The 12,071-nt window shown below is 41.5% G+C and carries 13 protein-coding genes and 1 pseudogene; 10 read left to right on the top strand and 4 right to left on the bottom strand.

Going from position 1 to position 12,071, the window contains the following annotated elements; genetic code table 11:
• Positions 1-66: 66 nt before the first annotated feature.
• From WMZ97_RS11120 to WMZ97_RS11100, 5 genes and pseudogenes are all read left to right on the top strand, one after another.
• Positions 67-1,734 (top strand): annotated as a pseudogene (locus WMZ97_RS11120) (FAD-binding dehydrogenase); the annotation flags it as partial.
• A 373-nt stretch (positions 1,735-2,107) separates the two neighbouring features.
• A complete protein-coding gene (locus WMZ97_RS11115; RefSeq protein ID WP_343272152.1) occupies positions 2,108-2,521 on the top strand; it encodes a DUF4064 domain-containing protein in 414 nt (137 codons plus the stop codon).
• A gap of 63 nt (positions 2,522-2,584) precedes the next feature.
• Positions 2,585-2,740, top strand: a complete 156-nt coding sequence (locus WMZ97_RS11110) for a hypothetical protein (protein ID WP_343272151.1) — start codon at positions 2,585-2,587, stop codon at positions 2,738-2,740.
• Between the two features lie 176 nt (positions 2,741-2,916).
• Positions 2,917-4,083 (top strand): TraB/GumN family protein, encoded by a 1,167-nt coding sequence (locus WMZ97_RS11105; RefSeq protein WP_343272150.1) that lies wholly within the window; start codon positions 2,917-2,919, stop codon positions 4,081-4,083.
• Between the two features lie 45 nt (positions 4,084-4,128).
• Complete coding sequence (locus tag WMZ97_RS11100) at positions 4,129-4,407, top strand: hypothetical protein (RefSeq protein ID WP_343272149.1); 279 nt, start codon at positions 4,129-4,131, stop codon at positions 4,405-4,407.
• A 512-nt stretch (positions 4,408-4,919) separates the two neighbouring features.
• Here the strand turns inward: WMZ97_RS11100 and WMZ97_RS11095 are convergent.
• On the bottom strand, positions 4,920-5,480 hold the full coding sequence (locus tag WMZ97_RS11095; RefSeq protein ID WP_343272148.1) for a DUF4352 domain-containing protein: 561 nt from the start codon (positions 5,478-5,480) through the stop codon (positions 4,920-4,922).
• 153 nt (positions 5,481-5,633) lie between these two features.
• Here WMZ97_RS11095 and WMZ97_RS11090 point away from each other — a divergent pair, with 153 nt between their 5' ends.
• Positions 5,634-6,665: a S66 family peptidase gene (locus WMZ97_RS11090; RefSeq protein WP_343272147.1), complete on the top strand. Its 1,032-nt coding sequence runs from the start codon at positions 5,634-5,636 to the stop codon at positions 6,663-6,665.
• A 68-nt stretch (positions 6,666-6,733) separates the two neighbouring features.
• Here the strand turns inward: WMZ97_RS11090 and WMZ97_RS11085 are convergent, their stop codons facing one another.
• Positions 6,734-6,910 carry a YjzC family protein gene (locus WMZ97_RS11085; protein WP_343272146.1) on the bottom strand — a complete coding sequence of 59 codons (177 nt, stop codon included), beginning with the start codon at positions 6,908-6,910 and terminating at the stop codon, positions 6,734-6,736.
• Between the two features lie 92 nt (positions 6,911-7,002).
• Complete coding sequence (gene purU, locus WMZ97_RS11080; protein WP_343272145.1) at positions 7,003-7,905, bottom strand: formyltetrahydrofolate deformylase; 903 nt, start codon at positions 7,903-7,905, stop codon at positions 7,003-7,005.
• Between the two features lie 144 nt (positions 7,906-8,049).
• Between purU and WMZ97_RS11075 the strand changes: the two genes are divergently transcribed.
• Both WMZ97_RS11075 and WMZ97_RS11070 read left to right on the top strand, forming a co-directional pair.
• A complete protein-coding gene (locus tag WMZ97_RS11075; RefSeq protein ID WP_343272144.1) occupies positions 8,050-8,715 on the top strand; it encodes a LiaF transmembrane domain-containing protein in 666 nt (221 codons plus the stop codon).
• Positions 8,716-9,007: 292 nt separating this feature from the next.
• The gene (locus tag WMZ97_RS11070; RefSeq protein ID WP_343272143.1) at positions 9,008-9,238 is read left to right on the top strand and encodes a YdbC family protein; all 231 of its coding nucleotides are present in this window, start codon (positions 9,008-9,010) and stop codon (positions 9,236-9,238) included.
• A 119-nt stretch (positions 9,239-9,357) separates the two neighbouring features.
• On the opposite strand, the gene WMZ97_RS11065 is transcribed toward WMZ97_RS11070, so the two are convergent.
• On the bottom strand, positions 9,358-9,498 hold the full coding sequence (locus WMZ97_RS11065) for a hypothetical protein (protein ID WP_343272142.1): 141 nt from the start codon (positions 9,496-9,498) through the stop codon (positions 9,358-9,360).
• A 151-nt stretch (positions 9,499-9,649) separates the two neighbouring features.
• Between WMZ97_RS11065 and WMZ97_RS11060 the strand changes: the two genes are divergently transcribed.
• A complete protein-coding gene (locus WMZ97_RS11060) occupies positions 9,650-10,627 on the top strand; it encodes a ring-cleaving dioxygenase (RefSeq protein ID WP_343272141.1) in 978 nt (325 codons plus the stop codon).
• A gap of 484 nt (positions 10,628-11,111) precedes the next feature.
• Positions 11,112-12,071: an MBL fold metallo-hydrolase gene (locus WMZ97_RS11055; protein ID WP_343272140.1), complete on the top strand. Its 960-nt coding sequence runs from the start codon at positions 11,112-11,114 to the stop codon at positions 12,069-12,071.

Below are 12,071 nucleotides of genomic sequence, written 5' to 3'. Positions count from 1 at the left end.
GGTAGGTTTATCCAGATAAATGGGTGGAAAGTAGTATCGATTTAACAGGGACGGTATTTAGAAAAGGAGGAAATCGTGATGGATTACGATGTCATCGTGGTAGGTGCAGGACTTGCAGGACTAACAGCGACTGCAGAAATTGCCGATGCTGGTAAAAAAGTATTATTGCTGGATCAGGAACCTGAAAGCTCGCTCGGTGGTCAGGCATGGTGGTCGTTTGGCGGATTATTTCTAGTAGATTCACCGGAACAACGACGGATGGGTATCAGAGATTCAAAAGATTTGGCGTGGCAGGATTGGCTTGGTACGGCTGGTTTTGACAGAGAAACGGATGAAGACTATTGGGGACGGAAATGGGCAGAAGCCTACGTGGACTTTGCCGCTGGTGAAAAACGTGATTGGCTACATCAAATGGGCGTACGGATTTTTCCAGTGGTCGGCTGGGCAGAACGTGGCGGTTATCTTGCGGAAGGCCATGGTAATTCAGTGCCGCGCTTTCACATTGTGTGGGGGACTGGTCCTGGGATCGTTGCTCCGTTTGAGCACCGGGTACAAGAGCATATTCAAAGTGGGATCGTAACCTATAAGCCGCGCCATTGTGTGGATGAGTTGATCACAAAAAATGGTGCAGTGATCGGTGTGAAGGGTTCGGTATTGGTTGAAAGCAATGTTGCCAGGGGGGAGAAAAGTTCACGCGACGTTATCGATGAATTCACCTATCATGCAGACGCGATCCTCGTTTCAAGCGGTGGTATTGGCGCGAATTTCGACATGATTCGCGAAAATTGGCCAAGTCGTCTTGGATCTGTCCCAAAGCAAATGATTTCCGGTGTTCCTGCCCATGTTGACGGTCGAATGCTGGAAATTACCGAAAAAGCAGGCGGGCGAATTGTTAATCGTGATCGCATGTGGCATTACACGGAAGGGATTAAAAACTGGAATCCGATTTGGCCATACCATGGGATTCGCATTCTACCCGGACCTTCATCCATTTGGCTTGATGCAGAAGGGAACCGTTTTCCAGCGCCTAACTTTCCTGGTTTTGATACATTGGGAACACTGGAAGCGATTCAAAAAACCGGTTATGATTATTCATGGTTTATCCTTACCCAGAAAATTATTGAAAAGGAATTCGCACTCTCTGGCTCGGAGCAAAATCCGGATTTGACGGGCAAAAGCATCAAACAAGTTTTAGGCAGGGCATTGCCTGGCGCACCTGGACCAGTACAGGCGTTCGTGGATAAAGGGGAAGACTTTATTGTTGCAGATAACATGGATAACCTTGTGATCGGCATGAACAAGTTGATCGGGGAAAAACGCTTAAAGGTGACGCATGTGGAACAGCAAATCCAGGCAAGAGACAGGGAGCTGGACAACACGTTTTCAAAGGATCTGCAAGTGACTGCATTGCGCGGAGCCCGTAACTATTTGGGAGATAAATTAATTCGTACTGCTTCCCCACATAAAATCCTTGACCCCAAAAATGGACCATTGATTGCTGTTCGCTTACATATTTTAAGCCGAAAAACATTAGGAGGATTGCAAACCGATTTATCGGGACGCGTTCTAAATAACACGGGAGATGTTGTACCAGGTCTTTATGCGGCTGGGGAGGTTTCCGGTTTCGGTGGCGGCGGCGTGCATGGATACCGTTCATTGGAAGGCTCATTCCTTGGCGGCTGCCTGTTTACTGGACGGCAGACAGGACGCGCGATAACGAAGGACATACGTTAACCTTTTGTTTATCCAGAGAACATTCATAAAATCTATAGAATGTGGGATGATAATACGTAATTCACTTATTTCATGGAGGAGATTATGATCGGACGTCTCATTCGTACGTTAATCAAATTTGGACCTGTTATTTATCCTATTATTCGCAAATTTGTTGCCAAGCGTAAGCACAAAAATGAGTATCGAGGCTAAACTGATTATCTAAAGTCGGTTTAGCTTTTCTTTTTCAACAGACGTTTTGTTGGAAAACACATTTCATTGGAACTAATCTGTCATCGTTCGTATGTATTGTGTATAATGAATAATAGAAGTTTAACGGTCTGCAAGGTGTAATAAAATGCTGCGCCAAAAAGCGTCAAGGAGGTGTGGGGGATTGAAGCGGATACCTGAGATGATTGTCGGAATCGTTGCTATTTCAATTGATGGATTAATTTGGATTGCTGGCACAATTATGATGACGATTATATCTAGTAATCCGACTTTCATAGATGAGATTGGTATCCCATTTTTTGATGACATCGGTAAGGCTCTATACATGTTTATCCAATTGTTTTGGATACCGATCATTAGCTGTTTGATTTCTTTCATACTTGGACTGATTGGGGTCTTTAATGTATATAAACGGCCAACTTTAGCTGGGTCATTCTTTATTGCAGCAACGGTTATCAGCAGCTGGTTGTTGTTTACTGTTGGAGCGTTTCAATGTCTAATTTATCTAGTGGCAGGGGTCTTGTGTTTTGTACGTAAACCCGAGTCAATTTCGTTTGTTGAGAAAAAAATTGATTGATAAGTATAAAACAGTAATTGATTTGTTTCGTACGAGAAATAAAGAATAAAAAGGGGGTTGCATATGAATTATAATGGTAATAGCGGATTGGCATTCATTGGCTGTGTTGTCCTTGGGTCGGGAATTGGCATGCTATTTGATAACCCAGGCGCTGGGGGAACGATTGGCGTTGGAGCGGGTTTCTTGGCAATGGCCTGGTTGAGACGTGGTAGTAAATAAAGTGAAACTTCATTCAGTGGGGGTTTTACTGCCCGTTAAGGCGGGATAAAGCTCATGCTGGAATAGAGATGATTAAAATCCGCCGTCCAAAATGGATAAAATAGCAGAAATTAATTCTATTTTTCATGTAACTAGTTTATCATGATATATATGCTGTAAGTAGAAGGAAGGTACCCATGTCAGAGGAAAATATTACAAGGCTCCATATATATGATAAAGAACTTATATTAATCGGGACGGCCCATGTTTCCAAAAACAGTGCCGAGCAGGTCAAGGAAGTGATTGAAGCAGAAAGTCCGGATTCCGTTTGTATTGAATTGGATGAGCAGCGTTACCAATCCATTGTCGAGGGAAATAAATGGCAGGATACGGATATTTTTAAGGTAATTAAAGATAAGAAAGCAACATTACTCCTGATGAATCTTGCCATTTCTTCCTTTCAACGACGGATGGCTAAGTCATTTGGAATTAACCCTGGTCAAGAAATGATTCAGGGAATACATTCAGCCGAAGAGGTTGATGCCAAGTTGGTATTAGCTGATCGAAATATCCAAACCACCTTTTCCCGCATTTGGGGAAACATCGGACTAAAAGGAAAAGCAACACTTCTCATGCAAATTGTTGGCAGTATTTTTAGTAAGGAAAGCATCAGTGAAGAAGAATTGGAAAAGATGAAAACGCAGGATACGATTAACTCCATTTTAAATGATTTTACCGATAGTTTTCCACGGCTAAAGACGCCATTAATTGATGAACGAGACCAATATTTGGCCCAGAAAATAAAAGACGCCCCGGGAAACAAGGTTATTGCGGTCCTTGGGGCTGCCCATGTTCCGGGAATTACAAAGGAAATACATAAAGACCATGATTTGCACAAATTATCGGAACGTCCGCCAAAGTCCAAGGTCCCGAAGATCATTGGCTGGTCAATACCGATTTTAATTATCGCACTAATCGTCTATACTTTCTTAGCGAACCCTGCAGCCGGGTGGCAGCAGACGATTAGTTGGATTTTGTGGAATGGTTCATTGTCTGCACTTGGGGTCATTGTTGCGTTGGGACATCCGCTCACCGTTATTACCGCCTTTATCGCAGCACCAATTACATCGCTGAATCCATTGATCGCTGCAGGTTGGTTTGCGGGGATTGTACAGGCACTTATTCGACGACCGCATGTGCGGGATTTTGAAACGTTATCCGAGGATGTATTCAGTTTTAAAGGTTTTTGGCATAATAAAGTAACGCGTATTTTATTGATTGTGGTATTAGCGAACCTCGGCAGCTCGCTTGGAACATTTATCGGTGGCGCGGATGTTATTCGCCTGTTTTTTCAGAACCTTTAGCTAATCAAGCCTGCTAATGCAGGGAAACCATTTTGGAGGAATTTCATGGATCCGATAGCTACTCAAATGTATGAGATCGTTGAAAGAGTCGTCACCGGCCTTGAAAAAAAGGAATATAAACGTGTGGAAAGCATGCATTTGTATCAGGATCGGATTGTCACGGCAAAATATGATTTTCCCTTACATGAGATACTGGATATATCTTACAGAAAAATGGGGGATCAGGGCGGATTGTTATATTTACATACCAACAGCGGGTTGTATAGCTATCTGGTGGCATCCTCACCGATGGAATTCATTCGTGTTTATAGGGGATATGGATAATGTTGAATAAAAAAACGCCAATTTGTTATTGAACAATCGGGTCCCTAATAGAAAAATGTGTGGTGTTAAAACGATTGCAAATTATATTGTTCGTTTAAAGTGTGCAAGATGATTAAATACCATGAATGTTTTGTATCCCATTTTAAGATCTTTTTCACACGTCATTAATATGTTGGGATATTGGTGGCGTTTATGATGTCCGAAAAGAATGATAAAAAATAACCCCTCATATCAGGCGTAAGGGGTTATTTATCCAATCTGCGCTGCCCCTCTTGATGGGGTTCGGTCTATTATGCCGTAGACGCCCTTACGTCTATGGTTTTTACTATTATATGAACTTTCAATTTCCAGTATACCCGATTTTTTCTGAAATGAAGAGAAACATGAATGTTTATTGGGGGTTTTAGGAATAAGGATTGGAAAATCAAATAACTTAATTATCAATTTTCAAAAGAAGACATGAGCGTTCTGTTTAATGATAACAGAACGCTTATGTTTATTCTGGGTATCCATTATTTTAGTTCGTCAGCAGTTATTTTCCAAATAGCTTTACCAGACTGAAATGGGTCACTGAAATGCAGTTCATACGCATCTGATTTCGGAACATCAAATGGTATTTCACCACGCAGTTTGTTACCAGCAGGAACGGAACCGTCGAATTGTCCCTTTGCTCCCTCTGTTAAAATGGTTGTGGAGTAATTATATCCCTCATCATCGTACAACTCAACATTCATCATTGAACTCATCGTGACTTCTTCATCCGTATTATTTTCGGCAGTTAAGTTAACCACAATGAATTGCTCGTTTTCTGGTTCATCAAATTCTCCGCCAGGCTCGATTCGTGCTTCATTTAATGTAATGTCGACACCGTCAAATGTTACTGTTTCTCCCACTTTTAGATTCTCTGTTTCTTTGTCTTTGCTCTTTTCTTCTTTTCCCTTATCTTTATCCTCCGAGGCTTTGGAATCATCGGTTTTGCCATCTGCTTTCTCGATTGCGCTTTCACCACATGCAGCTAAAAGGATGCTTAGGGATAAGATTAAAAATAATGCCATAAACGTAAATTTCTTCATGTGTTGTTCCTCCTTTGATTTTGATAAGTTAACAATATCAGAAAGGGTGTGCAAGAAAATGTAGAGGATTGATGCGATGGAAATTTGCTATAATAAAGGAATTTATTATCATGATATCGAAATGAAGGGAACATATGAAGGAAGGTGTTTGTTATGTTAAAAAAACCAGAACGTTTGCGACATGGGGACAAAGTGGCTACGGTTAGTCCGTCATGGGGAGGAGCTGGTGAGCCGGAGTTGCAATGGCGATACGAACAAGGTGTAAAAAGGCTGGAAGAGGTTTTCGGCTTACAGGTTGTTTCCATGAAAAACAGTTTAATGGGCGGCGATTATCTTTACGCGCACCCTGAAGCAAGGGCTGCGGACTTAATGGAGGCATTCCAAGATAACACCATCAAAGGAATTATTGCAAACATTGGTGGGGAAGAAAGCATTCGCTTGTTACCATATATCGATTTTAAGGTAATCCGGGAGAATCCGAAAATTTTTATGGGATATTCCGATGTGACGATTTCGCATTTGTTTTGCCATAAGGCGGGAGTTTCATCGTTTTATGGACCAGCGATATTAACTGATTTTGCTGAGAACGTGAAAATGGACGATTATACGGTTGAAATGGTACAGCGGATACTTTTTTCCAATGACTCGATTGGAAATATCCAACCAGCAAAGCAATGGACCAGTGAGCGTTTGGAATGGCTGGAGGAAAATAAGCATCAACAACGAATAATGCAGCAAAATACGGGATATGAAGTTCTGCAAGGGGTCGGCCGTGTACATGGAAGGCTAATTGGTGGCTGTATAGAGGTATTGGAATTTGCAAAAGGAACCATTCTTTGGCCGGATCAACGGTATTGGCAAGATAGTATCTTGTTCTTTGAAACGTCCGAGGAAAAGCCCGGCCCAGATATGCTAAGGAAGTGGCTGCGGAACTATGCTGCACAAGGTATTCTGCAACAGGCGCAGGGAATTATTTTTGGTAAGCCGAAAGATGAGCAGTTTTACGAAGCGTATAAGGAAGAAATTCTAATGGTTATGCAGGAATATCAATTGGAGGATTTACCTATTCTTTACAATTTAAATTTTGGGCATACCGAGCCAAAGTTTATTTTGCCATATGGTGCGATGGCGGAGATCGATTGTGATCAGGGGCGGTTCGCTATACTGGAGGCTGGCGTGGATTGATTTTATCTATTAATAGTAGTTAAAGGCAAAACAGCCATATGACTAGCTGATCATATGGCTGAAGTACCTTATCCTTTTTCATATGTCCAAACCCGGTCATGGTTTGAATTCTGCGGGAACTTCTCTCCTGCTTTTAGCTTAACGACTTTTGGATCATTGACATTGCTTCCCTCTTCGCCAATTTCCCGGTAAATTCCATTGTTTGGAGCCTTTTGTCCAACGCGAAAATGACTGTATTCACCCATGTTCACCACTCCTTACCTAAGTTTCTCTTAGTATGGCTGTTTACGCATTATCCATTCGGAAGCGGAAAGGTGATGTGCTCATGTTATCCTATCTACTGAAATACGATTGTCTTGTTCCCTTGTACGATAATGCGGTCTTCCAGATGCCACTTTACGGCACGGGCTAAGACACGACGCTCGATTTTTTGACCGGTTTTCTTTAAATCGATGACCTGATTGCGATGGTCCACACGTTCCACATCTTGTTCAATAATCGGGCCTTCGTCTAAATCATTGGTGACGTAATGTGATGTCGCCCCGATGAGTTTTACCCCACGATCAAAAGCCCGCTCGTAAGGTCTGGCACCAATGAACGCCGGCAGAAACGAATGGTGGATGTTGATGATTTGATTTGGAAAACGCTCGACAAATCCCGGTGTTAAAATTTGCATGTAGCGTGCTAAAATAATCAGATCAACTTGATGACTTTCAAGTAATTGTATTTGTTTCTGTTCAACCTGCTGGCGAATATCTTTGTTCGCCGGAATATAATAAAATGGGATTCCAAGTGGCTCGACAACCGACCGAGCTTCCTCATGATTACTAATAACCAGTGAAATCTCCGTATCCAAGTCGCCATTTTGCCATTCCCATAACAGCTCCATCAGGCAATGAATTTCTTTTGAGACAAAAATAGCCGAACGTTTACGCTCATTTCTGTATGTAAAGTGATATTCCATAGAAAAAGAATCCGCTATTTCGGCAAAATCCTGTTCTAATTGGTTTCGCTTGCGTCTTAATCCATCACAGAAAAATTCAATTCTAATAAAAAAAGTGCCATTCTCCGGATCGCTGGAATATTGTGTTGATTCCATGATGTTTGCGTCCCGAGCAGACAAAAAATGGGAAACTGCCGCTACAATCCCAGGTCTGTCCGGACATTTGACAATTAAGCGGCCACAGTTTAGTTGATTACTAGATTCATTATGATTGCCCAGATTATTATTATGTACCATTTGTATTCATCCATCCTTTTTGATTCATTATATAGGAAAACGTCATTATGAACAAAGATGTTCATACCGTTATGAATTCCTATATGATATAATAGACATAATATTATATACAATTTCGATTTCAAATAGAAGGGATGGGAATGAATGGCGAGAAAGAACTGGATTGGTCTATTTTTTCTAGTGTTCGGCTTTGGATTTTTAATGCAACAGGCGAACATATTAGACTTTTCACATATACTCTCCATCTGGTGGCCGCTAATCTTTATTATCATTGGTGTTGTTCAACTCTTTAATCGTACATATTCCACAATGATTTCAGGGTTCTTGTTCATACTAATTGGTGGATTCTTTTTAGTAAAACAATGGGTCGATATAAATCTGACAGAATATTTATGGCCACTAATATTAATTGTGATTGGTTTTGTATTTATTTTTTCACGCGTGAATCATAAAAAAACCCCCGTTGATTCCAAAAATAAGATCCATCATTTTTTGCTGTTTTCTGGAACAGAGGTAAGAAGTCAATCGCAAAGCTTTGAAGGTGGAAGCGTTACCGCGATATTCGGTGGCGCAGAGATTGATTTACGAGACGCTACCATTGCTGATACAGGGGCTTCACTCGATTTAACAACGATATTTGGCGGGGTTAACCTTTATATTCCTGAAAATGTACAAGTGGAGGTAAAAGGGATTCCGATTCTTGGCGGTTGGGAGGATAAAACGAAAAAACGTGGAGATGATCATACAGGTTTTCCTGTTTTAACAGTGAACTATTTAGCTGTCTTTGGTGGTGTTGAAATTATTGACTGAAATAACAAAAATGAGAAATTAATTGGACAGAGGCCAGTTGATTTGCAGTATCAATAATGATAAAGACAGATTCTAAACCCTTCTTTCCGTGAACAAAAAAACCTATTTTTTATTTTTTTACCTTAAAGATAAAAATGGGGATATGTTCTCAGGATAATGTTTAAAATCGAACAGTTGTGGCGGATTTTGTCTTTTTAACAGCTGGAAAGTCGCATTTTGATGATTTGTGTTTCGTCTAAGAACCCTTATAATGAAGCTAGATAACCAAATCATTTAGGGAGGTTGTTTATATATGGCAGATATTAAATACGACATTGTCGAGACCGTTGCAGTACTTTCTGAATCTCCAAAAGGATGGACAAAGGAACTTAATCTCATTAGCTGGAATGGTCGCGATCCAAAGTATGATATCCGCGATTGGGCACCTGATAAAGAAAAGATGGGAAAAGGTGTGACTCTGACCGAAGAAGAGTTAGGAAAATTGAAGGATGCTTTGGTTAACAAGGATCTAAACGGTAATTGATAATCAATGGTTGCAAATAGATCATGAACTGCAATCCAGTGTAAGTTCGTTCGAAGCAGGTGGAACTAAGGGAGAGGGGACCATCTTTAGTTCCTTCTTTTCCATGATTTTTTCTCGTCTTAACGTGCCGTAAGCCCCTCCGGTCCAAGTTCCCCGCACGAATCCAGCCAGTTGTCGCACGTTTCGCGCTGGTTCCCGCGCGAATCGGACCAGTTCCACTCTCCATTTGCTTTGCCTCCATTTCTATTTCGATCATTCATCTTGTGGTATTCATGCACGGAAGAATATCCAGAAGACAGGGCTTCGTAAGCTTGTATTTTGACTTTCTCGCACTACATATGCTATCATTTATCTTGAATTCAAAATAACTTAATTACAAATAATAATCGTAAATAAATGGAGGCAGTAAATATGAACCACTTAAAAGGGATCCATCATGTCACTGCGATCACTAGCAGTGCAGAGAAAAACTATGAATTTTTTACGTATGTGCTAGGTATGCGTTTGGTCAAAAAAACGGTTAATCAGGATGATATCCATACGTATCATTTATTTTTCGCGGATGATACGGGTGGTCCGGGTACAGATATGACGTTTTTTGATTTCCCGGGGATTCCAAAAGGAGTTCACGGTACCGATGAAATTGCTAAAACCTCTTTTCGGGTGCCAACAGATGCGGCACTTGATTATTGGGTGAAGCGTTTTGACCGGTTAGAGGTGAAACATGACGGAATCTGTGAGCAATTCGGTAAAAAGACATTAGCGTTTGTTGATTTTGATGACCAGCGGTACCAATTGATTTCCGATGAACGAAATGCTGGTGTTGCTTCTGGTACGCCGTGGCAAGATGGTCCAATTCCTCTAGCATATGCCATCACCGGCTTGGGACCAATTTTTGTTCGTACCGCTAACGTTGATTACTTTAAAGAAATGATGGAAAAGGTTCTCTTATTTAAAGAAGTTGCTAAAGAAGGCTCATACCATTTATTTGAAGTTGGTGAAGGTGGGAACGGGGCACAGGTCATTGTTGAGTATAATGCTGTTCTCCCGCAAGCGCGTCAAGGCTATGGTACGGTCCACCATGCGGCATTTCGTGTCGAAGATCGTTCGGTGCTTGAGGAATGGATCACGCGAATGCAAAGCTTTGGCTTCCAAACATCAGGCTATGTCAATCGCCACTTTTTCGAATCGCTATATGCCAATGTTGCCCCACATATTCTCTTTGAAATGGCAACTGACGGACCAGGGTTCATGGGGGATGAGCCATATGAAACCCTTGGGGAAAAGCTGTCGCTGCCACCATTTTTAGAACCGAAGCGGGAACAGATTGAGCAAATGGTGCGTCCGATTGATACGGTGAGAAGTACGAAGGTATTTACCAAAGAATGATATAATAGGCTGGGCCCAAACAATGAAGCAAATTTCATCCATTGGAATTTGAATTTGTTTGGGTTTTTTGTTACGAATGATTCATCTGTACTGACAGAAAAATTCGCTGTTCCGACAGTATTTGCTTTCATTTGGACAGTAAATCATCGAATTCGGACAGTATTCACACTGCTTCGGACAGTATTGTTTTCTTGATTGACAGTGAACAAAGTGTTCATTATCTCCCATTCCTTTTAAAATATGAAAATGCATTGTCTTTGCATTCCAAATTATTAACAGGTAAACTTATTATAATTTAGAAATTTTGAGTAAATAAAGTGAAACTTCATTCAGTGGGGGTTTCTCTTTCTCCCCCACTGAATGTTAGTTGAACAGAATCAGACCTTTACGGGCAGTTGACCCCACTTATCTTTTTTAGTTTCACCTCAAAATCTTGAAGCGGGGGTCTTAATGCCTGTTAAGGCGGAATAAAGGGGCAAGTGACATGCTGGAGCAAGTTGCAGAAGGAATACATAAATTAATTGTTCGTTTTCCAGGGGGCATGGGCGAGGTGAATTGTTATTTGCTGGAAGGTGAGCATGGTTATACGGTTATTGATACAGGGGTCGATTCAAAGGAAGCACGAACGATCTGGAAGCAGGCATTGGCAACTGGATTAAAGTTGGAAAAGGTTGTATTAACTCACACTCATCAGGATCATATTGGCTTGGCGAAATGGTTTCAGCAGCAGATTGGTGTGCCCGTTATTGTTTCAGATCTAGGCCATCAGGAAATGCAGTATTTCTGTGAGACAGATGCAGATGGGCGGCTGGTCCAATTGGTAGATAAACATGGTGGACCCGTGCTTCGGAATCGGCGGGATCATTCGTTGATATATGACTTTAAACCGGATGGAATATATCAAAATCATGACACTATCCAATTGGGTAACGATATCTATGAAGCGATTTGGACGCCTGGGCATGCACCAGATCATTTCTGTTTTTATCAGCAAGACCGACAAATCATGCTTGTTGGGGATCATATTTTACAAAATGTGTCACCTGTGATCGGATTATGGGAGGGGAGGGAAGAAAATCCACTTAAGGATTATTACGATTCCTTAGATCTGATGGCTAACTATCCGGCTGCACTGGCATTACCAGGACATGGCGAGCCAATAAAACGGGTGAAGGAACGGGTTAATGAGATTAGAAGCCGGCATGATCATCGTCTGGAGCAAGTGCTGCAGATTTTGAAAACGGGACAGTGTAAAACAGCACAGCAGGTATGTGATGAAGTGTATGGAACCATTGCGCCCGGTCTCAAACTGAGTTCCTTTATGGCAATCCTGACGCGGTTAATTTATCTAGAATCAATTGGGGAAATAAAACGGACTGAGCATGGCGGGAAGGTTGCATTTCACGTCAATGCTGTTAAAAAGAATACCTGGCAAGCATGCTAA

It is taken from the genome of Lentibacillus songyuanensis (assembly GCF_039548255.1).
In the GTDB taxonomy this organism is placed as follows: domain Bacteria; phylum Bacillota; class Bacilli; order Bacillales; family Amphibacillaceae; genus Lentibacillus_C; species Lentibacillus_C songyuanensis.
The sequence above is the reverse complement of the archived record's forward strand: the minus strand, read 5'-3'. Positions and strand labels throughout refer to the sequence as shown.